This is a genomic window from Streptomyces doebereineriae (genome assembly GCF_031845645.1).
GTDB lineage: Bacteria > Actinomycetota > Actinomycetes > Streptomycetales > Streptomycetaceae > Streptomyces > Streptomyces canus.
The window spans coordinates 60,531-86,785 of the sequence record NZ_JAVREZ010000001.1 but is presented as its reverse complement, the minus strand read 5'-3'; the positions used below and the strand labels follow the sequence as shown (position 1 = coordinate 86,785).

Genomic DNA, 26,255 nt, shown 5'->3' with positions numbered 1-26,255 from the left:
CGGGCCATCAATGCAGGTACCGGCGTGCACGCGGTGGAACGGAGGCCGGGAATGTCGCAGGCATCCTGGAGTGAGTACCAGCCGGGGCGGTCGTTCCCCGGAGTGATCGGCCGTACGACGGACGAGTCGACGCCGGCATGGCCGCAACCGGTACGGGCTGTGCCAGGTGCACCGAACGTGCTGATGATCGTGCTCGACGACACGGGGTACGGTCAGCTGGGCTGCTACGGCAGCCCGATCAGGACGCCGAACCTGGACGCCCTGGCGGCGGACGGGCTGCTGTACTCCAACATGCACACCACCGCGCTGTGCTCGCCGTCCCGCTCGTGCGTCATGACCGGCCGCAACCACCACGCCAACGGCATGGCGGCGATCACCGAGCTGGCCACCGGCTATCCCGGCTACAACGGGCAGATCCCGTTCGAGAACGGGATGCTCTCCGAGATGCTGGTCCAGCACGGCTACAACACGTACATGATCGGCAAGTGGCACCTGATGCCCTCGGAGCACGAGTCGGCCGCGGGACCGTACGACCGGTGGCCGCTGGGGCGGGGCTTCGACCGGTTCTACGGCTTCCTGGGCGGGGACTCCAGTCAGTGGTATCCGGACCTGGTGTACGACAACCACCAGGTCGAGCCCCCGGCGACGCCGGAGGAGGGCTACCACCTCACGGCGGACCTGGCCGATCGGGCGATGTCGTTCATCGCGGATGCCAAGCAGGTCGCCCCGGACAAGCCGTTCTACCTGCACTTCTGCCCCGGTGCCACGCATGCCCCGCACCATGTGCCCAAGGAGTGGGCAGACGGGTACCGGGGCCAGTTCGACGACGGCTGGGACGCCTACCGTGAGCGCACCTTCGACCGGCAGAAGCAGCTCGGCATCGTGCCGCCGGACGCCGCGGTGTCGCCGCGCGACCCGGACGTGCCCGCCTGGGAGTCGCTGTCGCCGGACGCGCGTCGCCTGGCGGCGCGGATGATGGAGGTCTACGCCGGGTTTCTCTCCCACACCGACCACCACATCGGCCGGCTGATGAACTTCCTGAAGGAGACCGGCGAGTTCGACAACACGCTGATCATGGTGGTCTCCGACAACGGGGCCAGTGCCGAGGGCGGGGTCACCGGCACGACCAACGAGCTGCAGTTCTTCAACAATGCGCCCGAGTCATTGGAGGAGAGCCTGGCGCGGATCGACGAGATCGGCGGACCGGAGACGTTCAACCACTATCCGTGGGGCTGGACGTGGGCGGGCAACACGCCGTTCCGGCGGTGGAAGCGGGAGACCTACCGGGGCGGCGTCAGCGATCCGTTCCTGGTCCACTGGCCGGCGGGCATCCGGGCGCGCGGTGAGGTCCGCTCCCAGTTCGCGCACATCATCGACATGGTGCCCACCGTCCTCGACGTGCTGGGAATCGAGCCGCCCACGACCATCCGGGGCGTCACCCAGTCACCCCTGCACGGGGTGAGTTTCGCGCACACCTTCGACGATCCCGCGGCCCCGACGCGCCACCGCACTCAGTACTACGAGATGTTCGGGCACCGGGCGATCGACCATGACGGCTGGCGTGCGGTCTGTCCCTGGCCCGGCCCTTCGTTCGCCGAGGCCGGGAAGCCGTTCGGTACTCCGATCACCATGGCGGACCTGGACGACCTGGACGCCCATCACTGGGAGCTGTACCACGTCGCCGAGGACGTCGCCGAGACCCGCAACGTCGCCGAGGAACACCGCAGCAAGCTCATCGAGATGATCGCCCTGTGGTACGTGGAGGCCGGCAGGTACAACGTGCTCCCGATCGACGGCAGCGCCCTCGAGCGCATGATGCTCGAGCGTCCGCAGATCACCGCGGACAGGACCAGCTACACCCTCCGCCCCGACACGCAGGCCCTGCCGGCCGCCGTCGCTCCCCGGGTCCTCAACCGCCCGCACAGCATCACCGCCGACGTGGAGATCCCGCCCGGCGGAGCCGAGGGCGTGCTGCTGTGCCAGGGCACCAACGCCGGCGGCTGGTCCTTCTACGTCAAGGACAATCACCTGCACTACGCCCACAACTACGTCCACCGCGCGCTGCACCATGTGACCTCGGGCGAAACCGTCCCCGAGGGCCGCCACACGCTGCGCTTCGAGTTCGAGCCCACCGGTAGCCCGGACATCGCGGTGGGCAAGGGCTCTCCCGGCCGCGCCCAGCTCTACGTCGACGACCGCCTGGTCGGCGAGATCGAGATGCCGTTCACGACACCGGTCGCCTTCAACCCCGGCGGCATGTGCTGCGGCGCCAACCCCGGCTCGGCCGTCACCTCCGACTACCGGGCACCGTTCCGCTTCACGGGCACCCTGCACGGCGTCACGGTCGACATGTCCGGCGACTTGATCGTCGACGCACCCAGCGAGATGCGCATGCACATGGCCCGACAGTGACCCATGGCCGGGCCTGGTGGTCAGCCGATGCCGTCCAGCAACAGGCCCAGCCGGATGTCGAACCAGGCCCGCTCCTGGCGCCATGCCTGCGCGGCGTCCACCAGCAGCCGACTCAGCCGGTCGACGGTCAGCGACCGCCACCGGCAAGCATCCAGGACCTGCACCAGCGCTTCGGCGCACTCGTTCTGCGGGCTCGGCCCGTTCGACGGACCGCGGGGGCGGGGAAATACCTGCCCACCGTCCATGGCGGCAACCGCACGGCTGCAGACCAGTTGGGCCGTGAACGACTGCCAGCCGAAGGGCTCCAGCGCAGCGCGGACCGCGACAACGCGGGCATCGCCCGCCGGTACCGTCACCGCCATCGAGACCACCTCACTTGCGAGCGCCCCCCGGTCGCCTGCGATTGTAAACAGTGGCAGGCGGAAGACTCCCAGGTCATGGCTACCGTGCCGGGTCCGGGCCGCCCCGAGGCGTACCGACACCCTCGTCCGGAACATCCGCGTGTTCCTTGAGGCCGGGGTGGATCGCGAGAGTCCTGGAATACCAGGCACCGTAACGGCCGCCCAGCAGCGGAGCGGTGGCTCCGTGCAGGCAGACGCTCAAGGCGACCGTCAAGGCCACTGCGCCGCCGAGGACGTGTGTGCCCGGCAGGTGCTCTTCGACAGCCAGCAGACCGAACACCACAGAGGCCAGTCCACGCGGACCGAACCAGCCGATGTAGGCGAACGTCGCCGGCCGCAGGCCGGTTCCGAGCAGGGCCACGGCGACCGGGAGCATCCGGATCATGGTCAGGCTCAGTACGGCGTACACCAGCATCCGCCAGGTCATGTGCTCCAGCACCGGGCCCAGAATGATCGCGCCGAAGGCCAGGAAGCTCATCGAGGTGAGCAGCAGGCCGAGCCGTTCCGTGAAGGCGGTCGCATCGCCGGACACGCCCGCGTCGGCACCGCGCGCAGGAGAAGCGGACTTTCGAAGTACGTTCCCGAACGCCAGACCGGCGACCCAGACAGCGATGAATCCGCTGCCCTCGGCCTCGACGGCCACGGGGTAGGCGACGGCCGGGACGGCCAGCGACGCCAGCTGGCGCCACTCGTGAGCAGCCCATCCGCGGGCGGCCGACCAGCGCAGGAGCCGGGCAGCGGCCCAGCCCACGACGGAACCGATCGCCGAGCTCAGCAGCAGGGCGCGCAGGAACGTCTCACCGACACCCTGATCGCCATGGCCGCCTCCTGCCGCGGCCAGCGCCAGAACGAAGAACGGCAGCGCCAAACCGTCGTTCAGCCCGGACTCGACGTCCAGGCCATGGCGCACCAACGCGGGCACCCTGCGGTCCGAGACCGCCTGCTGGCCCAGCGCCGCGTCCGTGGGACCCAGAATGACAGCGACCAGAGCCAGTTCCCACATGCCGAGACCCGGCAACAACGGCCATGCCACCAGCCACCCCAACGCCATCGTCAACGGCAGCCCCACAGCCAGCAGCCGCAACGGCAGAGACCGCTCCCGCCGCAGCTCGCGCCCCCGGATCGCAGACGCGTCGGTGAACAGCACCACCGCCAGCGCGCCCTCCAACAGGGCCCGGACCGGCTCCAGACTTTCGTCCTCCTGGACGAGCCCCAGGCCGAGGGGGCCGATGGCCAGCCCCGCCGCCACGAACACCAGCGGTCCGGACACCACCGTGGTGGACAGCCGTCGTGACAGCACTCCATAGAAGGCGACCGCCGTACCCGCCACCACCAGTGCCCACGGATTCACGGACCACCTCCTGACACGCCCGGGAGGACGGAGCAGATGACGGGTGCCGTCACGTACCAAGGTCCTACGGGCGCATAAGCATCAAACGAGCACGAACCGGTCGCCCCTATCCTCCGCCGACCGAGTCGGCAGGAGTGCGAAGGATCCCCGCGCGTCGCCTCGCATGAGCCGTCGCCTCCGGCGCCCCGAAGCGGGCCAGTGTGTGCCAGACCATCTTCAGGTGCTGGAGTTCGTAGCGGCCCGTCCGGGCGGCGTCGCCGATGATGCGCGGGTCGACCACTCCGTCCTCGGCGATGCTCGCGCCCAGGTCGGCGTACTCCTGTCCGCGGTAGTGGGCGTGGCGGTGCAGTTCCGCGACGGTGATCCGGTAGCCGGGGTGCCACTCGACGGGGACGGGCAGCAGGTGTGCCGCCGCCTCGACGGGGGTGTCCCGGTAGCTCGCGTCCAGGACGAGGGCCTCCACATCGCGGGCCAGGTCCACGCCGCCGTGCACCTGGGCCTCGATGTAGTCGTCGAGGGCGTCCTGCTCGTCCGCCTCCGCGAGGGCTATCAGGGCCATGCCTGCGGCGACCCCGAAGTGGACCGGCTCGGCGGCGCTGTCGGGGTAGCAGAAGGTGGCGCGGGCCAGCGGCTCGCCGGTCAGCCGGAAGTGCGAGGAGCCGAACCGCGGGGCCGCTCCCACCACTTGACGACGGAAGTTCAGGGCGCCGTACACCGGCCGGTCATGGGCGTCCGCGTCGTCGTAGGCGCCGCCGAAGATCCGGCTCTCCCAGCGCCAGCGGTCGCCGCCCGGGCGCGCGGTCAGCCCGCCGTTGCTCGTGCCGGTGACGAACTGCGAGTGGTAGGCGCCGTCCTGGGCCAGGGCCTCCAGGAGGGGCAGGCCGCGCGCCACGCGGTCCGGATGGAAGTTCAGCGTGATGCGCACGTCCGGGGCGACGGCCGGCCCCTCCGAGACGGCGGCCACATGGTTCAGCGCTGCCTGTGCCCGTACCGGCCCCACTGGATTCACCGGCGTCTCCTCACCCACGACTCATCGGATGATCACCTGGCGAGGAGGACGCCCGCATCTCATTTGCCGAATTCCGGTCCGACCGAGAGCACGATCTTGCCGCGGTTGTCACGCCGTTCCAGCCGCTCGTGGGCGGCCCGCGCCTCTTCCAGGGGTACGACGGTCTCGATCGGCACGCGATAGCCGCCGGCGGCGACCCGGTCGGCCAGTTCCCGCAGGTCGGGGCGCGGGTCGTAGCCGTGGATCTGGAGGTTGGTGAGCTGGAAGCCGAGGATCGAGGCGTTCTTGGGATAGAAGTCGCGGGTGTCGACGGTGCTCGACTCCAGGGCGACGTTGGCGAGGGCCACGACCCGGCCGCCGTGGCCCACTTCACGCAGACTGCGCCCGAAGGCCCGGCCGCCGACGGTGTCCAGGACGACGTCGGCGCCACGGCCGTCGGTGAGCCGGAGCACCTCCTCGACCTCGGCGTCGTCGGGGAAGGCGGAGGTGTCGACGGTGACGTCGGCGCCGAACTCTCCCGCCCAGGCGGCCTTCTCGGCCGAGCCGGCGAGGGCGATGACCCGCGCCCCCGCCTCGGCGGCGATCTGCACGGCCGCGGTGCCGACACCGCTCGCCGCCGCCTTCACCACCACGGTGTCGTCCTTGGAGACACGGGCGAGGTGCCGCACGCAGTACCAGGCGCTGAGCCAGGCGATCGGCAGGGCGGCCGCCCGGGCCAGGTCCACACCGTCGGGGAGCACGACCACCTGGGTGGCGGATACCGTCGCCAACTCGGCGTAGAAACCTGATGACTTGCCGCCGTCCAGGGCCATGACCCGCTGTCCTGGCGCGAAGTCGGTCACCCCCTCCCCCACCTCCACGACGACCCCCGCCGCCTCGGCGCCCGGGATGAGCGGCGGGCGTCCGGCGCGGTGGTAGAGGCCGGCGCGGAGCAGGGCGTCCGCCCGGTTCACCCCGGCCGCGGCGATCCGCACCAGCACCTCTCCGGGGCCGGGCACCGGGTCGGGGACGTCGACCGGCACCAATACCTCCGGTCCGCCGAACCTGTCGATCCGCACCGCACGCATACCGCACCTGCTCTCTGCCCGGCCACCCGAGCAACTGACACCGGTTGAACTGGTGTCACCATCCGACACCTCCTCAACCGGTGTCAAGAGGGTTGGCGTACCGTTCCGACACCCCATGAACCGGTGTACGCTCAACGCATGACCGGCAGCCCCGCCCCCGCCGACCCGGCACTCGCGTTCCCGTTCATCGGCGGCCGCCCCTGTCTGGACTTCGCGGCCACCCTCGGCAAACGGCACGCCACGCCGCTGGAGCGACTCCCCGACACCGCGGCCCTCGCGCGCTGGATCACGGAGGCGGAGCTGGCCACCGACGCGGGTGCGGTGCGGGTCACCCCTCGGGACCTGACGGACGCCCGCCTCCTGCGCGAGGCCCTGTACGGCCTGGTCCGCGCCGCGATGGCCGGCCGGGAGCCCGACCCGGCCGACATGGAGCGGGTCAACTCGGTCGCCGCCCAGCCGGATCTCGCGCCCCAGTTGGGTCCGGTTCGCTGGACGGCGCGCAGTCCGGCCCGCGCGGCCCTGGCGACGGTGGCACGGGACGCCGTACTCCTGGTGCGGGGCCCGCTCCTGGAGCGCGTCAAGGAGTGCGAGAACCCGGACTGTTCCCTGCTGTTCCTGGACGATTCGCAGGCCCGCCGCCGCCGTTGGTGCTCGATGGACCGCTGCGGCAACCTCGCGAAGATCGCCGGCTACCGGTCCCGCAGCCGGGCCGCCTCCACCCGGTGAAGGTGGATCAGGATGTCGTGGGTGCGGGCCAGGGCGACGTCGTGCGGGCCGTCGGGGTACGCGGTGCCGATCCGGTAGGTCGGGCGGGCCTGGCGCAGCCACGCACGCGCTGGTGAGCCGACGGTCCGCAGATCGACCGCGTAGTCGCGGTACCTCACCCGGTCGAGGGTCCGCTCGTTGCTGCCGGGGGCGGCCGGGCCCACCGTCCAGCGCCGGACGGCGGTCTCGTCCTGGTCGGTGGCGTTGAACGAGCCCCGGTCGAAGGTCAGGCCGATGTTCACGTACGCCGCCCCCAGACCGTCGCGCAGGAAGGCACCCTGCATCTTCGGGTAGGCGGGGTCGTAGCTCTCGTAGCCGACATGGGCGTCGTGCGCGGAAAGCAGGACCTTGGTCCCGGTGTGCCGTTGCCACCAGAGCACGTTGGCGGCCATCGCCTGGTCGCGGTAGCGCATGGCCTCGGCGATCTGTCCGGGCTCCTCGAAGTCGAAGGCGTACTGGCGGGCGGTGCGGTCGATCGCCGTGGCGTCCTGGACGGTCCCCCCGTCGGCCCCCGTCCGCCTCACCAGCTCCAGCGCCTCACCGGTGCGTTCGGCCATCTCCCTGCGTTCGGCGTACGGCTTGCCGAGGTAGCTCTCGATGTACGTTCCCGTCGGCGCGGTGGGCCGCAGCCCGCGGTACAGCCCGTTCAGGCGCTCGCCGGAGGCGGGGTCGGCGGCGGCCACACGGGCCACCACCTCGTCGTACACCTCGGGTCCGGTCCAGGCGGTGTCGTCCCCGATGAAGCGGACGGGGTCGGCGGGGTGGCGGATGTTGTACTCCCGCATCCACTCGACGAGCCGCAGATAGTCGGTGTTGTTCCACCACAGATAGTCGCGCTGGAACTCCTCGCGCATGATGCGCCGCGGGTCTCCCTTGCCGTGCACCACGTAGTCGTCGAGCCGCAGGCCGGTGCTCCAGGGGGCTTCCAGGGCGAAGGTGCGAAAGCCCTTCTTCTCGACGAGGTGGCGGAAGAGGCGGTCCTTGAGGGCGAAGAAGTCGTGCGAGCCGTGCGTGGCCTCGCCGACGCCGACGACCTCGGCGTCGGCGATCATCCGGTCGAGGGGGCGCAGATCGCGGGTGTCGCCGCCGGGTTCGACGGTCCGCAGGGGGTGCGCGGTCCGGTCGAGGGCTTCGACGACGGTCGGGGCCGGTGCCCGGGTCGTCGCCGCCGCCGGCACGGCCGTGCCGAGGGTGATGAGCAGGGTCAGGATGGTGGAGGTCCGTTTCCAGGTCATCGCTCCACGCTTTCGCCCCCGACCGGCCGCGGACCATCCGGCGGTCCACCGTCGACGCCGGGGGTTTTCCCCAGGGATCGCCGAGGTCGTGCGGGTGTCCGCGATCACTGCCCTGGCCCCTTGCCGTCAACCGGCCGCACCCCACAATGTGGGCACGCTTGCGGACAGTTACGGTCCGCAAGGAGTGCACCGGACGCCTATGTGGAAGAGGAACACACTGAGGATGCGAGATGTACGTGAGTGGAAGGCGTCCCTGGTGCGGTTTGTGAAGCGGCACCGGGACCCTGTCGTCGTGCAGACGCTGCGGTCGGCGGGCGCGGCGACGATCGCGTACGTCATCGCGCTGCGGCTCAGCCCGGAAGCGGCGCCGCTCACGGCTCCCCTGACCGCGCTGCTGGTCGTGCAGGTCACCCTCTACTCCACGCTCACCACCGGCATCCGCCGGGTGAACTCCGTGGTGACCGGCGTCCTCGTCGCCATCGCCTTCAGTCTGCTGGTGGGTCTGACCTGGTGGAGCCTGGCCCTGCTGATCGTGGCGTCGCTGGTGGTCGGACGGCTGGTGCGGGTCGAGGAGTTCGTGCCCGAGGTGGCGATCAGCGCGATGCTGGTGCTCGGGGTGACGACCGTCGGGGACACCGCCTGGGCGCGCGTGGTGGAGACGCTGATCGGCGCGGTCGTCGGCCTCGCCTTCAATCTGCTGCTCGCTCCCCCGGTGTGGGTGGGCGAGGCGGGCGAGTCGATCGAGGGGCTGGCCCGCCGGCTGCGGAAGCTGATGCTGCGGATCGGCGAGGAGGCCGCGGGCCGTACGCCCGTGGAGCTGGCGACGGCCCGGCTGTACGAGGCGCGCGAGCTCGACCACGACATCGTCGAGGTGGACGCGGCCCTCCGGCAGGCCGAGGACAGTCTCAAACTGAACCCCAGGGTGAAGGAGGGTCTGCTGCACCGGGTGGTGCTGCGCACCGGCCTGGACACCCTGGAGATCTGCACGGTCGTGCTGCGGGTCCTCGCCCGCACCCTCACCGACCTCGCGAAGCAACGCGACCCCTTCGCCGACGAGCCCTACGCGATCGACGAGGGACAGGCTCCCGACCCGCTGTTCGGGCCCGAGACCGGCCGTACGGTGGAGCAGTTGCTGTCGGAGATCGGCGACGCCGTGGTCAGCTTCGCGGTCCTGGTCACCACGCATGTCAGCGTGAGCGCCGAGTCCGCGGAGGCCCGGCTCACCGCCGAGCTGCGCCAGGCCACGGCGACCCGCGACAAACTGGCCCAGCTGCTGCTGGAGGAGATCCAGCGCGACTCCCGCCACTGGCAGCTGCACGGCGCCGTCCTCACCGAGGTCAACCGCATCCTCGACGAGCTCGACACCGAGCACCGCTCCCGCCGCCTGCTGGAGGAGCTGGACCGGGCCGCCCGCGAGCAGCGCGAGCGGATGCCGCGTCTGACCCGGCTCCAGGAGCGGTGGCGCGGGAACCGCCCGGTGCCCTCCCGTCGTTCCAGGTGAGGTAGGCACATCGAGCAGACACAGGGGGGCGGGCCGATGACCGGCACGAGCGTGCGGATCGACGGGAACACACTGCGGCTGCCGGGCGGTGCGGCGGTGCGGTTCGTCCGCACCCTGCGGCTGCCCGAGACGGGCACGCATCCGCTGCCGCCGGGGCTCGGCGAGTTCCCGGTGCGCCGTGTCTCCGACTACCCCGACACCGTGCCGGAGCAGTGGCGGGCCCGCGGCGGGGTGATGCTGCCGGTCTACCTGCGAGAGGCGATGTGGCTGAGCTTCGGGAGCACCACCGAGCCCGCCGCCCTCCAGGTCGGGGTGGGCAAGGTGTGCGCGGTCTCCGGGAAGCCCTGGAGCGACCGGCTCAGCCGTGACCCGCAGAACTACGTGGTCCTGCCCCGCCAGCCGTGGCTGGACGGCATCAACTCCGGCAAGGGGACGGTCCGCCAGTTCGTGGCCGTGCCGCTCGGACTGGGCGCGACCGTCGAGGGGCAGGTCACGGGCGAGGAGGTCTGGGGCGGCGTCCAGCTGCAGTCCTTCCCGCTGGCCGAGGGGCGGCTGGCCGAGTGGCGGGAGGCGCAGCGGCGGCTGCGGTCGGTGAGCAGGTCCGCCATGGGCTACGGCGCTGCCGCGCCCATGGCGATGGCCGCGCCTGCCGCTCCGGCGGGGGCGCCCCGCAGCGCTCCGGCCATGGGACTCGGCGTCGGCGGTTCCATGCGCCAGGAGGTCTACCGGGACGACCGGCCCCTGTCGGACTGGGCGGACACACCGGCCGGTCGGGTGTTCGTGCACCTGGTGACACCGCCCGAGTGGCGCCGCATCACCGGCGAGGCTCCCCCGCCGTCGCCCGTGGACCGCGCCGCGTACACCAACGCGGGGCTGCCCTGGTTCGACTACTACGACCAGGACGCGGAGGACCTCGCTCCGACGGATCCGCTGGAGGACGTGAAGCCGGTCGGCGACTGGCTCGGGGACGATCACGAGCCCTGGCAGCCGCCGGGATCGCACCAGGTCAAGGAGCTGGGGGACGCACCGGGCAAGCCGGTCCAGGACGGCGACTGGTAGCGGGGCGCGGGGGCTCGGGTTGCACGGGGCGCGTGATCCGGGTGAAGGTGGCTGTCACGACCGCGACGATCGATCACCCGGGGTGCGCAGGGATGGGCAGTGCGAACGACGGCTGCAGCAGGCGCGGCTTCGTCGGCGTTCTCGCGGGAGCCGCCTCGGGACTCGTCGGCTGCTCGACGTCATCCGGATCGTCGTCGGCGTCGGTGCCCTCGCGGACCCCCGGCTCCCCCGGGGCTGCTGTCTCACCGGGCCCGGCGAAAACACCGTCTGCTCCGGCTCCGACCGGCCCCCGCCCCCTCTACCTCGGCACCTACACCTCCGCCGAGGGCGGCGGCAACGGCATCGGCGTCGCCAGGTACGACCCCGACAGCGGGCGTATCACCGGCACCGGCACGATCACCGGCGTCACCAATCCGTCGTATCTCGCCGTGCACCCCGACGGCCGCACGTTGTACGCGGTCGCCGAGCAGGACGCCGGCGCCGTGACCGCCGTACGCCTGTCCGACCGCAAGGTCCTGGGGAGCCGCAGCACTGGCGGGGCGGGGCCTTGTCATCTCTCGGTGCATCCGGGCGGCCGCTGGCTGCTCAGCGCGAACTACGGCTCCGGCAGTGTGACCGTGCATCCGATCGACTCCTCGGGAGCACTCGGCGAGCGCAGGGACACGGTCACGCACTCCAGTCCGGCGCCGGGGCCCGGCCAGGAGGGTCCGCACGCCCACCAGTTCCTCACCAGTCCCGACGGCGGCCATGTACTCGCCGTCGACCTGGGCACGGACACCGTCTACAGCTACCGCCTGAACGAACGGACCGGCGCTCTCACGGAGGTCTCGCGGGCGCGCACCCGGGCCGGTGCCGGACCGCGCCATCTCACCTTCCATCCCGGGGGCCGGTACGCCTACCTGGCCAACGAGGCCGACAACACCGTGGCGGTCTGCGCCTACGACCGCAAGACCGGCCGCCTCTCCGTCGGGGCGGCACAGTCCACGGGAACGGGCTCGGGCACGAACTACCCGGCGCAGCTGCTGGTCACCGCGAACGGCTCGTACGCCTATCTCGCCAACCGGGGCCACAACAGCCTCACGCGCTATGCGGTGGAGGCGGACGGCGCCCGGCTCCGGCTGCTCGACACGGTTGCGGTGAACGGTGACTTCCCGCGGCAGATCGCCTTCTCGCCGGACGGGACACTGCTGTTCGCGGCGAATCAGAGGTCCAGCAGCGTCAGCGTGTTCCACGTGGGCACGACGAGCGGTGAACTGCGGCGCGCCGGGGAGCCGTTCGCCTCACCCGTCGCGGTCTGTGCGCTGCCGCTGTAGGGCACGCGGGCAGGACGCGGCGCTCGCCTGGGTCAGCAGGACGTGCATGCGTTCCGTCAGCCGTGCCACGTCGTCGGCGGGCGCGTGGAAGGGCAGGCGTACGTCGCCGTGGGCGCGGGCGCGCTCGATGCGCAGCGTCAGTCCGTGCCGGTCCACGGCGAGGGGCTGAACGCGGACCGCGCCGTGCAGGCTGTCGGCGTCGACGAGCCGGGTGAGCCGCTCCACCGCGTCGGGGTGGCAGTCGGCGAGGTGGGTGAGCAGCCGGGCCTCGGCCGTGGCGAGCGGGTCGGGCTCGGCGGCGGCGAACTCGTCGAGGTCGACGACCACCGCGCCGGACGGCCGGCGCAGCACCACGCGCGTGGTCGTGAACTCCAGCCGGCCGTCCCCGGGGACGAACCAGCCGGCGATCCAGAGCCGGGCGCGGATACGGCTGCGCACGGGGACGGGCGCCACGTCGGCGAACTCCAGGACGGCGGACGGCTCGCCGCGGGGCGCGCAGATCGCGGCCGCGACCAGGGCGCTGTCCTCGGGCACCTCCAGTGTCACCCGTCCGTCCTCGGCGACGGTGTGCGCGCCGACGAACTCCTCGCGGCCGCCCTCGGCGGTCACCGCGCAGGACCACGAGGCGGCGAGCACCGACCGGGCGTGCTCCGCCGCGGAAGGCGCGGCCGTCCAGGGTTGGCTGTCACTCATCCGTTACCTCCTAAGGTAAGCCTTGCCTAACTTATCGAAGATCGGCGACGAAGCCAACCATGGGATGCGTGACGGACGTGCGAATTCCGGGTCAGGGCCTGAGAACGCCGAGCAGGGCCCGTGCGCACAGATCGCGCACCTGTTCCCGGGAGAGGTCCGAGCCCCTCAGCCACTCCAGACACACGGCCGTGGTGAAGGCCAGCCAGCCGCGGACGGCCAGCGAGAGGTCGGGGCGCTCTTCGGCCTGGGCCCCGAACTCCGGATCCGCGGCCAGCGCCGCCAGGATCTGCCGCTCCTGTGCGGCCAGTGCCCGCTGGTAGACCTTGCGGACGGACTGGTCCCCTGCGGCGTCGGCACGGTGAAAGGCGCGGTAGCCGTGGGCGTGCGCCGACACGTACTCCAGATAGGTGTCCAGCCCCGCGGTGAGCTGCTCGCGCACCGGGATGCCGGGCACGGCCGCAGTCATGGCCAGCATCCGCCCGCTCTCGCGCTCGACGACCGCCGCGAAGAAGTCCCGCTTCGTCGGGAAGTAGTGGTAGAGCAGCCCGCGCGAGACACCGGCGATCTCCGCGACCTGCTCGATCCACACCTCGTCGTACGGGCTCTCCGAGAACAGCCTCGCCCCCACCGACAGGAGCTGCTCCCGGCGCTCCCCGGTGCTGAGCCTGCGGCGCGTGCGCTCGCCCTGCTTCCCGGCCATGCCCGCACTTTACTTGACGCCGGTTCAACAACGGGATCAGACTGAGACGCGTTATTGAACCCACGTACAACGCACTCACCTGCCGCTGGATCAAGGGAGATCTCGTCATGGCGGAGACGACGACAAGGGCCGCGGAGCCGAGGGGTTTCCGCAGTGCCGAGCTGGGCTGGCCGGAGCTGCACCGCATTCCGCACCCGCCGCGCCGACTCCCCCTGCTCGGTGACGTCCTCGGCGTCAACCGGGCCACCCCGCTCCAGGACTCCCTGCGCTTCGCTCGCCAATTGGGGCCGATCTACCGGCGCAAGGCGTTCAACCGGGAGTTCGTGTTCGTCTGGGGTGCCGATCTGGTGGCGGATCTGGCGGACGAGTCGCGGTTCGCGAAGCATGTCGGTCTGGGGGTCGCCAATCTGCGGCCGGTCGCCGGCGACGGGCTGTTCACCGCGTACAACCACGAGCCGAACTGGCAACTGGCACACGACGTGCTGGCACCGGGCTTCAGCCGCGAGGCGATGGAGGCCTACCACCCGATGATGCTGGCCGTCGCCGGGCGGCTGACGGACCGCTGGGACCGCGAGCAGGCGGCGGGCCGGTCGGTGGACGTCCCCGGCGACATGACCAAGCTGACCCTGGAGACCATCGCGCGGACCGGGTTCGGCCATGACTTCGGCTCCTTCGAGCGGGACCGGCCGCATCCCTTCGTGACGGCCATGGTGGGCACCCTGACCTACGCGCAGCGCCTCAACTCCGTGCCCTTCCCGGCTCTTCTACGGCGCGCCGCGCAGCGCAACGCGGACGACATCGCCTACCTCAACCGCATGGTCGACGACCTGGTCGGGGCCCGGCGCGCGGCGGGCGGGGACGGCGATCTGCTGGACCGGATGCTGGAGACGGCCCACCCGGAGACCGGTGAGCGGCTGTCCCCGGAGAACGTCCGCCGGCAGGTCATCACCTTCCTGGTGGCCGGCCACGAGACGACGTCGGGCGCGCTCTCCTTCGCCCTGCACTACCTCTCCCGGCACCCCGAGGTCGCGGCACGCGCGCGTGCCGAGGTGGACCGCGTCTGGGGCTCGGCCGCCGTGCCGGGGTACGACCAGGTGGCGAAGCTGCGGTACGTGCGCCGGGTACTGGACGAGTCGCTGCGGCTGTGGCCCACGGCACCCGCGTTCGCCCGGGAGGCCGTCCAGGACACCGTGCTGGCCGGGCGGCACCTGATGCGCCGCGGGGCGTGGACGCTGGTGCTCACGCCGATGCTGCAACGCGACCCCGAGGTGTGGGGCGCCGACGCCGAGCGGTTCGACCCGGACCGCTTCGACCCCAAGGCCGTACGCTCGCGTCCCCCGCATGTCTTCAAGCCGTTCGGCACCGGGGCCCGGGCCTGCATCGGGCGGCAGTTCGCGCTCCACGAGGCCACGCTGGTGCTCGGGCTGCTGCTGCGCCGCTACGAGCTGCGGGCCGACCCCGGCTACCGGCTCAGCGTGACCGAGCGGCTGACGCTGATGCCGGAGGGGCTGCGGCTGCACTTGGAACGGCGGTCGGGCAGTGGCGCTACGGCCGCCCCCGTGGCGGATTCCGACGAGGCCCCGGCCGCCTCGGAGTCACGCTGTCCAGTGTCCGGGGCGGGTGACTGAGTCCGGCAGCCGGGTGCCGGCGCTGCCCCGGGCCGCGTTCAGCTGAGGCTGGGTGAGGAAGAAGGCGCCCGTCAGGTCCGCGTCCGTCAGGTCGGCGTCGCGCAGATCGGCACCGATCAGATCCGCGCCGCGCAGGTCGGCGCCGGTGAGGTCGGCCGCTATGAGATAGGCGCCGCGAAGGGTGGCTCCGCGCAGGTCGGCGCCCTTGAGGCGGGCGCCCATCAGGTCCGCGCCCCGGCGGTTCTTCTTCCTGTTCGCGGCGCCGAATCCGGCCCGCACCAGCTCACTGGTCCTGAGCAGAAGGACGTTGACCTCCTGCCGGTGCGCGGGGACGTCCAGCGCGGCGAGGTCTTCGGCGGTGCCCCGGGTGAGCGCGTCGGTTCGCTCCAGCATGCGGCGCAGGTCGGCGTGGACCGGGCGGGCGGCGGGCAGGGTGAGCGCCTCGGTGAGGTACCAGAGCAACTCGTGGAGCTGGCGCACGACCGGGAAGACGTCGAACATCCGGCGGGCGTCCTCGCGCGGGCCGGTACGCCAGTCCCGGCCGCCGAAGGTGACCTGCGAGACCTTCTGTCCGGCGCCGAAGCAGTCGTAGACCGTGCATCCGGTGTAGCCCTCGGCGCGCAGTTTCGCGTGGATGCCGCACCGGTGGTCGTCCCGTAGGTTCGGGCACGGCGTGTCGGCGGGCTTGTCACGGGCGAAGTCCGCGGAGGCGGTGAAGGGCAGGGCGACACAGCACAGTCCGAAGCACCGCGCGCAGTCGCCGCTGAGGTCGAGCATTTGTTCTTGCATATCGCCGCCAGCCTAACGGCCTCGCCGACCGGCCGACCTGACGAGAACTCACCGATGAGATTCCTGCGATGTGGGGGTCTCCTCATCCAGCGGAAAACAAGCTCGGCTACCACAGAGATATCGGCCGAACCGAGGCAGGAGCCGAACGCATCGAGGAGATGTCATGTGCAGCCATCAGCCCCCGTGCCCCACCGCCGACAGCCCCTGTCACCACACCGCGGTGATCGTCTCGGCCCATCCCGAACAGGGCTGGAGCCTGCTGTGCAACGGCACCATCGTCTTCGACGACACCGGTGAACTCCTGCCGGACGGACGGGTCGTGAGCCCGCACCGCACACCCGGCGCGCTGGCCGCGGCCGCCTGAGTCAATACCGTTGCGCCTTCGCCAGCTTGGGGGTCAGCACCGGCTCGGTGGGCTTGCGGCTGACGGCGACCGGCTGTGCCTTCTGCCCCGGCCCGAGGTCCTCGGCGCCGACGTACCGGGTCTCCACCACCTTGCCGGACGAGTCGAGGAAGTCGACCTGCACGGCGTACGAGGCCGTCTTGTCGGTCTTGTTGGTGATGGTGACGACGACGGCGAGCAGACCGCCGGTCTCGGAGCGCGGCTTGCCGGTCATGGTGACCTCGGACATCGCGTTGCCCTGTCCGTCGACCTTGGCGAGCTCGGTCCGCGCGGCCTTGTTGGCCCGCTCCACCTCCGCGGAGACGGAGGCCTCGAAGGAGGAGGCGGCAGCCGAGGCGGACGCGGCCCGCTTCGAGGCCTCGGCCCGCACCGAGGCCTTGGCGGACGCGAGCGCGGAGGCCGCGTTGCCGGAGAAGGAGGCCGTGTCCGGGGCCGTGGGCGTGGCGGAGGACGTCGACGAGCCGCCGGAGTCGTCGTCGCAGGCCGTCAGGGTGAACGCGGTCGCGGCGGCCAGGGCCACGGCGAGGGCGGCGATCCGGGACCGTCCGTGGGGTGACGGTGTGCTCATCGACTGACGTCCTCTCGACTCCGGCATCGACACCTGGCCGAAATGAACCTTATGCCGGAATCGAGAGTGCGGCATGTCGCCACCCGCGGGCTGTCCGGGTGTCCGGCGTCAGGCGTCGTCGCGGGCGAGGGCGAGCAGCCGGTCCAGGACACGGGGGCCGCCCGCGCGGACGCCGTCGTGCTCGAACTCGTCCGTCACCCAGGTGCGCAGACCGCGGATCGCGCGGGCGGTCTCGAGGGAGTGGGCCGTGTCGACGTACATGTCGTCGTGGTAGACGGCGGCGGCGACCGGGACCTCGTTGGCGGCGAGGCGGGCCGGGTCGTACAGGGGCTGCCAGTCGGTGCGGGCGGCGAGGAGCTCGGCGGTCTCGCGCAGCGGGCGCAGCGCCGGGTCGCAGTCGAACAGCCAGGGGTGGATGGACTCACCGGTGAACAGCAACGGCTCGTCGCCGGCGAGGGCCTTGGCCGCGTCGAACTGCGGGAACTCGGTGCGTACCCGTTCGGCCGACCAGGCGGTGGGGCGCTCGCCCTGGCCGTAGGTGGCCTCGTGGACGAGGGCGTAGAGCGGGTGGGGCGCGTAGGAGAGGAGGCCCTGGACCTCTTCCTGGAACGCGTCGGAGAGCTCCGGGCCCTGCGGGGTGCGGACGAAGGCGTGCTCCAGCAGGTAGTGCAGCCGGTGACTGCCCTCGCCGCCGCCGAGGAGGATGCCGAGGGACTGGAAGGCCTCGACCGTCAGGCGGTAGCCGTTCGGCAGGGTGACGTCGCGGGTGAGGAGATGGTCGGCGATACGGCGGGCCCGGTCGACGTCCTGCGGATAGCGGGCGTAGTGCGCGGCGACCTTGCGCTCCACGCGTGGGTAGGCGGCCCGGTAGACGTCGTCGGCGTGGCCGTCGAGGGAGGGCAGACCGCCGGTGATGAGGGCGGCGGCGAGGCCCTCGGGGGCGAGGGACAGATAGGTCGTGGCGCAGAAACCGCCGAAGCTCTGGCCGAGGACGGTCCAGGGGGCGCCGCCGGTCACCTGGGCGCGGATCGCCTCGCAGTCGCGGACGATGGAGTCGGCGCGGAAGCGGGCCAGGTAGTCGGCCTGTTCGGCGGGGCCGCCGCGCAGCGGGAGCGTCTGGCGGTTGGCCGGTGTGGAGTGGCCGGTACCGCGCTGGTCGAGCAGGAGGACGCGGTACTCCTTCAGGGCCCGGCCGAACCAGGCTCCCTTGCCGACGAAACGGTTCGCCCCGAAGCCCGGGCCGCCCTGGAGATAGACCAGCCACGGCAGGTTCTGGCCCGCCTTGTCGCTCGCGACGGCCTCGCGGGCGTAGAGCTCGATCGTCTCCCCGGCCGGGTCGTCGTGGTCGAGGGGGACGGTGAAGCGGCGGTCGGTGAGGACGAGGCCGGGCTGGCGGTAGGTCGCGGTCAACAGGGCTCCCGGGACGGACGGACATTCTGTGGACGCGTCCCAGTTCAGCACATGTTCGTCCGCCGTCCGACCCCTTCGATCATGAAATCTTACTGACTCCCCGGTCAGCGGGCGGCCAGGCTGGAGCGCCGCACCACCAGTTCGGGCTGGAGCACCACCCGGCGGTGGTCGTGCCGCTTGCCGGTGGTCTCCGCCTCCGTCTCCTCCAGAAGCAGTTCGGCGGCCAGGGCGCCCATGGTGACGGCGGGCTGCCGGACCGAGGTGAGGGGGACGGCCGCGGCGGCGGCGAACTCGATGTCGTCGTAGCCGACGATGGCGAGGTCGTCGGGGACCGTGATCCCCGCCGCGTACATGGCCTGCAGGACGCCGAGGGCGAGCAGGTCGTTGGCGCAGAACACTGCGGTCGGGCGGTCGGCGAGGCCGAGGAGACGGGCGCCGGCGTCCCGGCCCGCGGCCACGTCGAGCCGTTCGGTGGGCAGCTCGCGCAGATGCTCGGGGCCCAGGCCCGCCTCGGCCAGCGCGTTGAGGGCGCCGGTGCGGCGGTCGCGGACCTGGTTGAGGCCGGGCGGGCCGCTGACGTAGGCGATGGAGCGGTGCCCGGCGTCCACGAGGTGCCGGACGGCCAGGGCGCCGCCGGCGACGTCGTCGACGGAGACCGAGCACTCGGTGGTGCCCTCGGCGACCCGGTCGACGAGGACGAAGGGGATGCCGTGGCGGCGGAAGGAGTCGATGTTGCGGCCGGAGGCGTCGGTCGGGGTGAGCAGTACGCCCCGGACCCGCTGCTCCGCGAAGAGGGACAGGTACTCCGCCTCCTCGCTCGCACTCTGGGCGCTGTTGCAGACCATCACGCCGAGGCCGTCCTCGCGGGCGGCCCGTTCGGCGCCGCGCGCGACGTCGACGAAGAAGGGGTTGCCCATGTCGAGCACGAGCAGACCCATGATCCGGCTGCGGCCCGCGCGCAGTTGACGCGCGGACTCGCTGCGGACATAGCCGAGCCGGTCTATCGCGGACAGGACGCGCGCCCGGGTCTCGGTGGCGACGGAGTCCGGACGATTGATGACGTTCGAGACCGTGCCGACGGAGACTCCGGCGGCGCGGGCGACGTCCTTGATACCCACCGACTGGGCCATCGGGCAGGGACCTCCAGGAAGACGGGGGGCGACAGGACGACTTTCACATTATCGTCGAGCCGCCCCCACACCGGTCACGATCAGGCAGGCAGTGCGAAGTCGACGACGTGGAGCGCCGAGGGGGTCGTACCGCTCGACTTCTCCTGGTACATGAACGACAGCACGTTGCTCTGTGCGACCCGCATCTCGTCGATCACGACCTCGCCGAAGGCGTTGAGGTCGCTGCCGTCGAACAGGACCGTCCAGTCGGTGTACCCGGACGCCTTGGAGGCGCCGGCGATCCGGCCGAACGGGAAGATCGCGTAGGCGTTGTCGTACTTGTCCAGGATCAGTTTGGTGCGCTGGCTGGAGCCGAGCACGACCGGTATCTCGGTCTTCTGCCAGGTGCCCGAGGAGTTCTTGCGGACGTGGAAGGCGCGGCCGTTGGCGGTGCGGTCGGAGACGTAGTTCGTGGTGCACTGACCGAAGCGGCCGGGGACGTAACTGATGATCGCGTGCGGCAGGCCCGAGGAGTCCGTGGACTGGCTCTCCTGGTTCATCAGGGAGTGGTCCGGGTTCAGCGCGTCGATGACCAGGCCGCTGTCGGTGACGGCGACCTTGTCGGAGCCGCCGGTGGTGCCGACGACGGTGCCGGAGTTGTTGCGCCAGGTGCGGCCGCGGTCGTCGGAGTAGACGTAACCGGTGTCGTGGTTGGTGATGCCGCCGCTGGAGCACATCACGGCACCGTTCTGCTCGCGCCAGGTGAAGAAGGAGTGCAGCCGGCCGTTCTTGTCGTAGTCGATGCCGTGCAGGTACATGTTGCGGGCCGTCGAGGAGCCGTGCTCGCTGGTGTAGGTGCCGGTGGAGGCGGACCACTCGCCGAGGTTGGTCCAGGTCGAACCGTCGTACTCCGCCAGGGCGTTGCGGCCGTTGCCGGATATCCCGACCCGGTAGCTGAGCTGGAGCTTGCCGTCGGGGGTGGAGACGAACTGCGGGTAGGTGAACTGCGAGGTGAGGGCGAGGCCGTCCAGGGTGGACTGGGGTGCGCCGAACCGGGCCGCGGTCCAGCTCAGTCCTGACGGGTTGTCCATGAGGCCGGCGACCGACTTGACGTAGGTGAAGCCGTCGCTGTGCGAGTCCATGTTGAGGTGGAGGCGGCCGTCAACCTTGGAGACGCCCATGGAGATGACGTTGTGGGAGTCGCTGGTCTTGAGGGTGTGTCCGACCTGGACGGTGGACCAGGTGCTCCCCCCGAGGACGCGGCGGCCGACGACGGCGTTCTTGTCGGCGGTGTACCAGACGGCGTACTGATAGCCCTTGTAGGTCAGCAGGCCGTTCTTCTGGAACGAGTTGTTGTTGACGAGGCCGTCGTAGGAGACGAAGAAGACTGCCTGGCTGTCGAGCGTGGTGGTGCCGGTCCGGGTGACGGAGGGACCGGGGTCGGCGGCGCGGGCGGTGCCGCCGGTGAGCGCGGTGGTGGACATGGCGGACACGATGGCACCTGCCAGCAGTGTGCGTCTTCTCATGGTGCGGCTCCTGATGGGGAAGGTCAGGCGAGGTGGAACACCTCAGTGAGCGGTTTCATCGCCTCGTCCGGGCGGGCTCCTTCGAGGGACTCGAAGAACTCGCCCATCTCGGCCTGCCAGCGGGCGTTGACCTCGGTGGCTTCCATACCGGCCTTGGCGGCCTCGAAGTCCTCGGTCTCCAGATAGCCGACGAGCAGGCCGTCGTCGCGCAGGAAGAGCGAGTAGTTGTGCCAGCCGGTGGCCGAGAGTGCGTCCAGCATCTCCGGCCACACGGCGGCGTGTCGTTCGCGGTACTCGGCGAGCTTGTCCTGACGGACCTTGAGGAGGAAACAGACGCGCTGCATGAAGTACCGCTCCGGAACTAGAAGTTGAACTGGTCGATGTTCTTGGCGGTGAACACGGTCGGCTTGCCGAGGTTGATCACGCCGTCCTTGCCGATGGTGTACGTGGTGCCGCCGGCCTTGAAGGTCTCGCCCTCCTTGCCGGTGATCTGGCCGGAGACCAGGGCGACGGCGGTCTGGGCGGCCAGTGCGCCGAGCTTCGACGGGTCCCACAGCTCGAAGCCCTCGACGGTGCCGTTCTTGACGTACTTGCGCATGTCGTTGGGGGTGCCGAGGCCGGTCAGCTTGACCTTGCCCTTGTACTTGGAGCCGGAGAGGTACTGGGCCGCGGCCTTGATGCCGACGGTGGTCGGGGAGATGATCCCCTTCAGGTTCGGGTACTCCTGGAGCAGGCCCTGGGTCTGCTGGAAGGACTGCTGGGCGTCGTCGTTGCCGTACGCGACCTTGACGAGCTTGATGTTCTTGTACTTCGGGTCGCTCAGCTCGTCCTTCATGAAGTCGATCCAGGTGTTCTGGTTCGTCGCCGTCTGCGCGGCGGACAGGATCGCGATCTCGCCCTTGTAGCCGATCTGCTCGGCGAGCAGCTGCACCTCGGTGCGGCCCAGGTCCTCGGCGGAGGCCTGCGACACGAAGGCGTTGCGGCACTCCGGCTTGGTGTCGGAGTCGTAGGTGACGACCTTGATGTCGTTCGACATGGCCTGCTTGAGGGCGGTGCACAGGGCGCCCGGGTCCTGCGCGGACACGGCCATCGCGTTCACCTGCTGCTGGGTGAGCGTGTTGACGTAGGAGACCTGCCCGGCGGTGTCGGTGGCGCTGGACGGACCGACCTCCTTGTACTTCGAGCCGAGCTCCGTCAGGGCCGCCTCGCCGCCCTTGTCGGCGGAGGTGAAGTACGGGTTGTTGACCTGCTTGGGCAGGAAGCCGACGGTCAGGCCCTTCTTGGTGGCCGCGTTCGGGTCCGCCTTGGCGGTCGAGGCCGCCGAGGCGCCCTCGTCCTGCACGTCCTTCTTGGTGGTGCCGCCGCACGCGGTGAGCGCGAGGGCGAGGGAGGTGCCGGCGGCGAGGGCCGCGCAGGAACGGCGGAGGGATGACTTACGCATGACGGATCTTCCTTACGAGGGTGAGCGGATACGAGGTTTCCTTGAACGCCCGGACCTATGCGGCCGGTGTGGGCGCCTTGGACGCCGGTGTCGAGGCGGCTCGGCGGCCGGCCCTCGCAACCGAGATCTGCCGTGCGACCCGCGGGCCGAGCACGGAGAGGACGAGCAGAACGCCGGTGACGACGATCTGGGACTGGGCGGAGACGTCCTGGAGGCTCATCACGTTCTGCAGTGCGCCGAGCAGGAAGACTCCCGCGATCGCACCGCCGAGCGTGCCCTTGCCTCCGTCGAAGTCGATACCGCCGAGCAGCACCGCGGCGACCACGGAGAGTTCGAGGCCGGTCGCGTTGTCGTAGCGGGCACTGGCGTAGTGCAGTGCCCAGAAGATGCCGGTGAGCGAGGCCATCAGACCCGTCACCGTGAACAGGATCAGCTTCTGGCGCTTGACCCGGATGCCCGCGAAACGCGCCGCCTCCTCGCTCGCACCGGTCGCGAACACCGACCGCCCGAACGGCGTGGCGTGCAGGACGACCACGGCGATAGCGAGCAGGACGACGAAGGGCAGGAAGGCCTGCGGGATGAACGTGTCGCCAACGCGGCCCGCCGCGAAGTCCAGGTACTGCGTCGGGAAGTCGGTCACCGCGTCGGAGCCGAGCACGATCTGTGCGATGCCCCGGTAGGCGGCGAGGGTGCCGATGGTGACGGCGAGGGAGGGCAGGCCCAGCCGGGTGACGAGCAGGCCGTTGACCAGCCCGCACACGACACCGAGAACCAGGCAGATCGGGATGATCACCTCGATCGTCAGGCCCTGGTTCCACAGGGCGCCCATCACCGCGCCGGACAGACCGGCGGTGGAGGCGACGGAGAGGTCGATCTCGCCGGAGACCACGAGCATGGTCATGGGCAGGGCGATCAGCGCGATCGGCAGGGTGTTGCCGATCAGGAAGGACAGGTTCAGCGCGTTGCCGAAACCGTCGACGGTGCTGAAGGACAGCAGCAGGACCACGATCAGGAGGGCGCCGACGACCGTGTCCCAGCGGATCGCACGCGTCAGGGAGTCAGGCATGGCGGGCGTTCCTCTTCTTCAGGGCGGAGGCCACGCGCAGCGCGACGATCCGGTCGACCGCGATGGCGAGGATGAGCAGGATGCCGTTGATGGCGAGCACCCAGACCGAGCTGACGCCGAGGGCGGGCAGCACACTGTTGATGGAGGTCAGCAGGAGGGCGCCGAGCGCCGCGCCGTAGACGCTGCCGGAGCCTCCGGTGAAGACGACACCGCCGACCACGACCGCGCTGACGACGGTCAGTTCGTAGCCGGTTCCGGTGCCCGAGTCGACGTTGCCGAACCGGGCCAGGTACATCGCGCCGGCGAGACCGGCGAGGCCGCCGCAGAAGGTGTACGCGGCCAGGATCCGCTTGCGCACCGGGATGCCGGCGAGCCGTGCGGCCTCGGGGTTGGAGCCGAGCGCGTACAGCTCGCGTCCGCTGCCGAAGTGCTTGAGGTAGTAGGCGGTGGCGATGAGTACCGCCAGCGCGATCAGGGCCAGGTAGGGCACTGCGGAGATGCCGCCGGAGCCGAAGTTCACGAAGCTGTCCGGGAGGTCGGCCGCCGTGATCTGGCGGGAGCCGACCCAGATGGAGTCGATGCCCCGGATGATGTAGAGCGTGCCGAGGGTGACCACGAGCGCGGGCACCTGGCCGAGGCTGACGAGGAGGCCGTTGAGTAGGCCGAAGCCGATGCCGAACAGGACCGCGAGCCCGATCGCCACGACGGGGTTCCCGCCGCCCTGGAGGTAGGTACCGGCGGCGAAGGCGCTGATCCCGAGGATGGAGCCGACCGAGAGGTCGACGTTCCTCGTGATGACCACCAGCGACTGTCCGGTGGCGACCAGGACCAGGATGGTGGCGTTCAGCAGCAGGTCCTTGATGCCCTGCTCGGTGAGGAAGTCGCTGTTCCCGATCTGGGTGACGACGATCATCGCCAGGAAGACGAGCAGGATGGCGAGCTCGCGCATCTTGAAGACGCGGTCGACGAGCCGGGTGGCACCGGCCTTCGGCACCTCTGCGGGAGGGGCCTGCTGGGGGGTGGTGACCGTCATGCGGCGGCCCTCCCGGTGGCTGCGGCCATCACGGTTTCCTCGGTGGCGTCGGAGCGCGGGATCTCGGCGGTGAGGCGGCCCTCGTGCATCACGAGCACGCGGTCGGCCATGCCGAGGATCTCGGGCAGGTCGGAGGAGATCATCAGGATGGCCACCCCGTCGGCGGCCAGCTCGCTGAGCAGCCGGTGCACCTCGGCCTTGGTGCCGACGTCGATGCCGCGGGTCGGCTCGTCGACGATGAGCACCTTGGGGCCGGTGGCCAGCCACTTGGCGAGGACGACCTTCTGCTGGTTGCCGCCCGACAGGGTGTTGACGGTGTCGGCGATCCGGGCGTACTTCACCTGGAGCTTGACGGCCCAGTCGAGCGAACGGCTGCGTTCGGCCCCGCGGTCCATGAGGCCCGCCTTGACGGTCGTACGGAGTCCGGTGAGGCCGATGTTGCGCTCGATCGACATGTCCATCACGAGGCCCTGGGCGCGCCGGTCCTCGGGGACCAGCGCGAGTCCTGCGGCCATCGCGGTGGAGGGGGCGCCGTTGACCAGGACCTTGCCGTCCACGGAAACCTGGCCGGCGTCCCAGCGGTCGATGCCGAACACGGCTCGGGCGACTTCGGTACGGCCCGCTCCGACGAGCCCCGCGAGGCCGACGATCTCGCCCTGCCTGACCTCGAAGGAGACGTCGGTGAAGACGCCCTCCCGGGTCAGCCGGCTCACCGTGAGCGCGACCTCGCCGGGGCGTACGTCCTGCTTGGGGTACAGCTCGTCGAGGTCGCGGCCGACCATACGGCGGACGAGGTCGTCCTCGGTCATGCCCTCGATCGGCTCACTGGCGATCCAGGCGCCGTCGCGCAGGGTGGTGACCCGCTGGCAGATCTGGAAGATCTCCTCCAGCCGGTGCGAGATGAACAGGACGGCGGCGCCCTGCTCGCGCAGCGCCTTGACGACGCCGAAGAGGCGGGCCACCTCGCTGCCGGTGAGGGCGGCGGTCGGCTCGTCCATGATCAGGACCCGGGCCTCGAAGGACAGCGCCTTGGCGATCTCGACGATCTGCTGGTCGGCGATGGACAGGCCGCGCGCCGGGCGGTCGGGGTCGAGCTCGACCCCGAGACGCTGCATCAGCGCCAGGGTCGCGGCGTGCGTGGCCTTGTGGTCGATCCGGCCCAGGGCGCGCCGGGGCTGGCGGCCCATGAAGATGTTCTCGGCGATCGACAGGTCGGGGAAGAGCGTGGGCTCCTGGTAGATCACGGCGATACCGGCGTCGCGGGCGTCACCGGGACCGTGGAAGAGGACCGGCTCGCCGTCGAGCACTACCTGGCCGGTGTCCGGCCGGTGCACTCCCGCGAGGGTCTTGATGAGGGTCGACTTGCCCGCGCCGTTCTCGCCGGCGAGGGCGTGTACCTCCCCGGGAAACAGCTCCAGGGAGACGTCCCGCAGGGCGCGAACCGCGCCGAAGGACTTCGAAATGTCCCTGAGCGCGAGAACCGGGGCCGGACCCGTGGTGGACGGGTGGGTCATTGGGGGCTCCTCGACGACGCCGGCGGGACGACCCTCTCGGCGTCGTGAAAGGTTTCAACTTGGTTGCCGGGACGTTAGGCATGGAGCGCATGTCACGTCAATGGGTTCGTGTCGAAAATGTTTCGATGGACTCAGGTCACGGCAGGGTCACGGGCAACAGCCTTGGCCGCAGGGGTTGACACCCCTTCGAGGGCGCCATACTTTCGCGTCTTGAATCGTTTCACAGTGAAGCTGTTCGCAAGCCCTTCGGACCCGACGTCAC

The 26,255-nt window shown here is 70.7% G+C and carries 24 protein-coding genes; 7 read left to right on the top strand and 17 right to left on the bottom strand.

Going from position 1 to position 26,255, the window contains the following annotated elements; translation table 11 throughout:
• Positions 1 to 51: 51 nt before the first annotated feature.
• Complete coding sequence (locus RNB18_RS00395; RefSeq protein ID WP_311712099.1) at positions 52 to 2,412, top strand: arylsulfatase; 2,361 nt, start codon at positions 52 to 54, stop codon at positions 2,410 to 2,412.
• Positions 2,413 to 2,432: 20 nt separating this feature from the next.
• Here RNB18_RS00395 and RNB18_RS00390 read toward each other — a convergent pair whose 3' ends face one another.
• The 4 genes from RNB18_RS00390 to RNB18_RS00375 all read right to left on the bottom strand — a co-directional run bounded on the left by RNB18_RS00390 (position 2,433) and on the right by RNB18_RS00375 (position 6,240).
• Complete coding sequence (locus RNB18_RS00390) at positions 2,433 to 2,774, bottom strand: hypothetical protein (RefSeq protein WP_311712098.1); 342 nt, start codon at positions 2,772 to 2,774, stop codon at positions 2,433 to 2,435.
• Between the two features lie 79 nt (positions 2,775 to 2,853).
• Positions 2,854 to 4,164 (bottom strand): cation:proton antiporter, encoded by a 1,311-nt coding sequence (locus tag RNB18_RS00385; protein ID WP_311712097.1) that lies wholly within the window; start codon positions 4,162 to 4,164, stop codon positions 2,854 to 2,856.
• Positions 4,165 to 4,270: 106 nt separating this feature from the next.
• Positions 4,271 to 5,173, bottom strand: a complete 903-nt coding sequence (locus RNB18_RS00380) for a DUF3626 domain-containing protein (protein WP_311712095.1) — start codon at positions 5,171 to 5,173, stop codon at positions 4,271 to 4,273.
• Positions 5,174 to 5,232: 59 nt separating this feature from the next.
• Positions 5,233 to 6,240: a quinone oxidoreductase family protein gene (locus RNB18_RS00375; protein WP_311712094.1), complete on the bottom strand. Its 1,008-nt coding sequence runs from the start codon at positions 6,238 to 6,240 to the stop codon at positions 5,233 to 5,235.
• Between the two features lie 138 nt (positions 6,241 to 6,378).
• Between RNB18_RS00375 and RNB18_RS00370 the strand changes: the two genes are divergently transcribed.
• Positions 6,379 to 6,966, top strand: coding sequence for a CGNR zinc finger domain-containing protein (locus tag RNB18_RS00370; protein WP_311712093.1), 588 nt, complete (start codon positions 6,379 to 6,381; stop codon positions 6,964 to 6,966).
• Here the strand turns inward: RNB18_RS00370 and RNB18_RS00365 are convergent.
• Complete coding sequence (locus RNB18_RS00365) at positions 6,930 to 8,240, bottom strand: erythromycin esterase family protein (RefSeq protein WP_311712092.1); 1,311 nt, start codon at positions 8,238 to 8,240, stop codon at positions 6,930 to 6,932. The genes RNB18_RS00370 and RNB18_RS00365 overlap by 37 nt on opposite strands.
• A gap of 223 nt (positions 8,241 to 8,463) precedes the next feature.
• Here RNB18_RS00365 and RNB18_RS00360 point away from each other — a divergent pair, with 223 nt between their 5' ends.
• The 3 genes from RNB18_RS00360 (at position 8,464) to RNB18_RS00350 (ending at position 12,113) form a co-directional block, all read left to right on the top strand.
• Positions 8,464 to 9,741, top strand: coding sequence for an FUSC family protein (locus tag RNB18_RS00360; RefSeq protein ID WP_311712091.1), 1,278 nt, complete (start codon positions 8,464 to 8,466; stop codon positions 9,739 to 9,741).
• Between the two features lie 36 nt (positions 9,742 to 9,777).
• Positions 9,778 to 10,800: a hypothetical protein gene (locus RNB18_RS00355; protein WP_311712090.1), complete on the top strand. Its 1,023-nt coding sequence runs from the start codon at positions 9,778 to 9,780 to the stop codon at positions 10,798 to 10,800.
• Positions 10,801 to 10,892: 92 nt separating this feature from the next.
• On the top strand, positions 10,893 to 12,113 hold the full coding sequence (locus tag RNB18_RS00350) for a lactonase family protein (RefSeq protein WP_311712089.1): 1,221 nt from the start codon (positions 10,893 to 10,895) through the stop codon (positions 12,111 to 12,113).
• Here RNB18_RS00350 and RNB18_RS00345 read toward each other — a convergent pair.
• Together RNB18_RS00345 and RNB18_RS00340 are read right to left on the bottom strand one after the other, a co-directional pair.
• Entirely contained in the window at positions 12,081 to 12,806 is a 726-nt protein-coding gene (locus tag RNB18_RS00345) for a DUF2470 domain-containing protein (RefSeq protein ID WP_311712088.1), read from the bottom strand. The two genes, RNB18_RS00350 and RNB18_RS00345, sit on opposite strands and share 33 nt — an antisense overlap.
• 91 nt (positions 12,807 to 12,897) lie before the next feature.
• Positions 12,898 to 13,506, bottom strand: a complete 609-nt coding sequence (locus RNB18_RS00340) for a TetR/AcrR family transcriptional regulator (protein WP_311712087.1) — start codon at positions 13,504 to 13,506, stop codon at positions 12,898 to 12,900.
• Between the two features lie 107 nt (positions 13,507 to 13,613).
• On the opposite strand from RNB18_RS00340, the gene RNB18_RS00335 reads away from it, so the two are divergent.
• Positions 13,614 to 15,134 carry a cytochrome P450 gene (locus RNB18_RS00335; RefSeq protein ID WP_311712086.1) on the top strand — a complete coding sequence of 507 codons (1,521 nt, stop codon included), beginning with the start codon at positions 13,614 to 13,616 and terminating at the stop codon, positions 15,132 to 15,134.
• Here the strand turns inward: RNB18_RS00335 and RNB18_RS00330 are convergent.
• Positions 15,102 to 15,911, bottom strand: a complete 810-nt coding sequence (locus tag RNB18_RS00330) for a pentapeptide repeat-containing protein (RefSeq protein WP_311712085.1) — start codon at positions 15,909 to 15,911, stop codon at positions 15,102 to 15,104. The genes RNB18_RS00335 and RNB18_RS00330 overlap by 33 nt on opposite strands.
• A 175-nt stretch (positions 15,912 to 16,086) precedes the next feature.
• Here RNB18_RS00330 and RNB18_RS00325 point away from each other — a divergent pair, with 175 nt between their 5' ends.
• On the top strand, positions 16,087 to 16,287 hold the full coding sequence (locus tag RNB18_RS00325; protein ID WP_266393399.1) for a DUF5999 family protein: 201 nt from the start codon (positions 16,087 to 16,089) through the stop codon (positions 16,285 to 16,287).
• A gap of 1 nt (position 16,288) precedes the next feature.
• Here the strand turns inward: RNB18_RS00325 and RNB18_RS00320 are convergent, their stop codons facing one another.
• The 9 genes from RNB18_RS00320 to RNB18_RS00280 all read right to left on the bottom strand — a co-directional run bounded on the left by RNB18_RS00320 (position 16,289) and on the right by RNB18_RS00280 (position 25,993).
• Positions 16,289 to 16,894 (bottom strand): FxLYD domain-containing protein, encoded by a 606-nt coding sequence (locus RNB18_RS00320; RefSeq protein WP_311712084.1) that lies wholly within the window; start codon positions 16,892 to 16,894, stop codon positions 16,289 to 16,291.
• A 108-nt stretch (positions 16,895 to 17,002) separates the two neighbouring features.
• On the bottom strand, positions 17,003 to 18,304 hold the full coding sequence (locus RNB18_RS00315; RefSeq protein ID WP_311712083.1) for an alpha/beta fold hydrolase: 1,302 nt from the start codon (positions 18,302 to 18,304) through the stop codon (positions 17,003 to 17,005).
• A gap of 104 nt (positions 18,305 to 18,408) precedes the next feature.
• Complete coding sequence (locus tag RNB18_RS00310) at positions 18,409 to 19,434, bottom strand: LacI family DNA-binding transcriptional regulator (protein ID WP_311712082.1); 1,026 nt, start codon at positions 19,432 to 19,434, stop codon at positions 18,409 to 18,411.
• 80 nt (positions 19,435 to 19,514) lie between these two features.
• Positions 19,515 to 20,939: a BNR repeat-containing protein gene (locus tag RNB18_RS00305; protein WP_311712081.1), complete on the bottom strand. Its 1,425-nt coding sequence runs from the start codon at positions 20,937 to 20,939 to the stop codon at positions 19,515 to 19,517.
• A gap of 23 nt (positions 20,940 to 20,962) precedes the next feature.
• A complete protein-coding gene (locus RNB18_RS00300; RefSeq protein WP_311712080.1) occupies positions 20,963 to 21,283 on the bottom strand; it encodes an L-rhamnose mutarotase in 321 nt (106 codons plus the stop codon).
• 17 nt (positions 21,284 to 21,300) lie between these two features.
• Positions 21,301 to 22,380: a rhamnose ABC transporter substrate-binding protein gene (rhaS, locus tag RNB18_RS00295; protein ID WP_280860895.1), complete on the bottom strand. Its 1,080-nt coding sequence runs from the start codon at positions 22,378 to 22,380 to the stop codon at positions 21,301 to 21,303.
• Between the two features lie 55 nt (positions 22,381 to 22,435).
• Positions 22,436 to 23,446 (bottom strand): ABC transporter permease, encoded by a 1,011-nt coding sequence (locus RNB18_RS00290; RefSeq protein WP_311712079.1) that lies wholly within the window; start codon positions 23,444 to 23,446, stop codon positions 22,436 to 22,438.
• The gene (locus RNB18_RS00285) at positions 23,439 to 24,479 is read right to left on the bottom strand and encodes an ABC transporter permease (protein WP_311712078.1); all 1,041 of its coding nucleotides are present in this window, start codon (positions 24,477 to 24,479) and stop codon (positions 23,439 to 23,441) included. The genes RNB18_RS00290 and RNB18_RS00285 overlap by 8 nt, the downstream gene beginning before the upstream one ends.
• Positions 24,476 to 25,993 carry a sugar ABC transporter ATP-binding protein gene (locus tag RNB18_RS00280; RefSeq protein WP_059204297.1) on the bottom strand — a complete coding sequence of 506 codons (1,518 nt, stop codon included), beginning with the start codon at positions 25,991 to 25,993 and terminating at the stop codon, positions 24,476 to 24,478. Before RNB18_RS00280 ends, RNB18_RS00285 begins: the two co-directional genes overlap by 4 nt.
• Between the last annotated feature and the right edge of the window lie 262 nt (positions 25,994 to 26,255).

Bases quoted from the DNA above. Each gene is read 5' to 3' on its own strand.
- RNB18_RS00395 (WP_311712099.1), top strand. From the start codon at position 52: ATGTCGCAGGCATCCTGGAGTGAGTACCAGCCGGGGCGGTCGTTCCCC.
- RNB18_RS00390 (WP_311712098.1), bottom strand. From the start codon at position 2,774: ATGGCGGTGACGGTACCGGCGGGCGATGCCCGCGTTGTCGCGGTCCGC.
- RNB18_RS00375 (WP_311712094.1), bottom strand. From the start codon at position 6,240: ATGCGTGCGGTGCGGATCGACAGGTTCGGCGGACCGGAGGTATTGGTG.
- RNB18_RS00370 (WP_311712093.1), top strand. From the start codon at position 6,379: ATGACCGGCAGCCCCGCCCCCGCCGACCCGGCACTCGCGTTCCCGTTC.
- RNB18_RS00365 (WP_311712092.1), bottom strand. From the start codon at position 8,240: ATGACCTGGAAACGGACCTCCACCATCCTGACCCTGCTCATCACCCTC.
- RNB18_RS00360 (WP_311712091.1), top strand. From the start codon at position 8,464: ATGCGAGATGTACGTGAGTGGAAGGCGTCCCTGGTGCGGTTTGTGAAG.
- RNB18_RS00355 (WP_311712090.1), top strand. From the start codon at position 9,778: ATGACCGGCACGAGCGTGCGGATCGACGGGAACACACTGCGGCTGCCG.
- RNB18_RS00350 (WP_311712089.1), top strand. From the start codon at position 10,893: ATGGGCAGTGCGAACGACGGCTGCAGCAGGCGCGGCTTCGTCGGCGTT.
- RNB18_RS00345 (WP_311712088.1), bottom strand. From the start codon at position 12,806: ATGAGTGACAGCCAACCCTGGACGGCCGCGCCTTCCGCGGCGGAGCAC.
- RNB18_RS00340 (WP_311712087.1), bottom strand. From the start codon at position 13,506: ATGGCCGGGAAGCAGGGCGAGCGCACGCGCCGCAGGCTCAGCACCGGG.
- RNB18_RS00335 (WP_311712086.1), top strand. From the start codon at position 13,614: ATGGCGGAGACGACGACAAGGGCCGCGGAGCCGAGGGGTTTCCGCAGT.
- RNB18_RS00330 (WP_311712085.1), bottom strand. From the start codon at position 15,911: ATGCTCGACCTCAGCGGCGACTGCGCGCGGTGCTTCGGACTGTGCTGT.
- RNB18_RS00325 (WP_266393399.1), top strand. From the start codon at position 16,087: ATGTGCAGCCATCAGCCCCCGTGCCCCACCGCCGACAGCCCCTGTCAC.
- RNB18_RS00320 (WP_311712084.1), bottom strand. From the start codon at position 16,894: ATGAGCACACCGTCACCCCACGGACGGTCCCGGATCGCCGCCCTCGCC.
- RNB18_RS00310 (WP_311712082.1), bottom strand. From the start codon at position 19,434: ATGGCCCAGTCGGTGGGTATCAAGGACGTCGCCCGCGCCGCCGGAGTC.
- RNB18_RS00305 (WP_311712081.1), bottom strand. From the start codon at position 20,939: ATGAGAAGACGCACACTGCTGGCAGGTGCCATCGTGTCCGCCATGTCC.
- RNB18_RS00300 (WP_311712080.1), bottom strand. From the start codon at position 21,283: ATGCAGCGCGTCTGTTTCCTCCTCAAGGTCCGTCAGGACAAGCTCGCC.
- rhaS (WP_280860895.1), bottom strand. From the start codon at position 22,380: ATGCGTAAGTCATCCCTCCGCCGTTCCTGCGCGGCCCTCGCCGCCGGC.
- RNB18_RS00290 (WP_311712079.1), bottom strand. From the start codon at position 23,446: ATGCCTGACTCCCTGACGCGTGCGATCCGCTGGGACACGGTCGTCGGC.
- RNB18_RS00285 (WP_311712078.1), bottom strand. From the start codon at position 24,479: ATGACGGTCACCACCCCCCAGCAGGCCCCTCCCGCAGAGGTGCCGAAG.
- RNB18_RS00280 (WP_059204297.1), bottom strand. From the start codon at position 25,993: ATGACCCACCCGTCCACCACGGGTCCGGCCCCGGTTCTCGCGCTCAGG.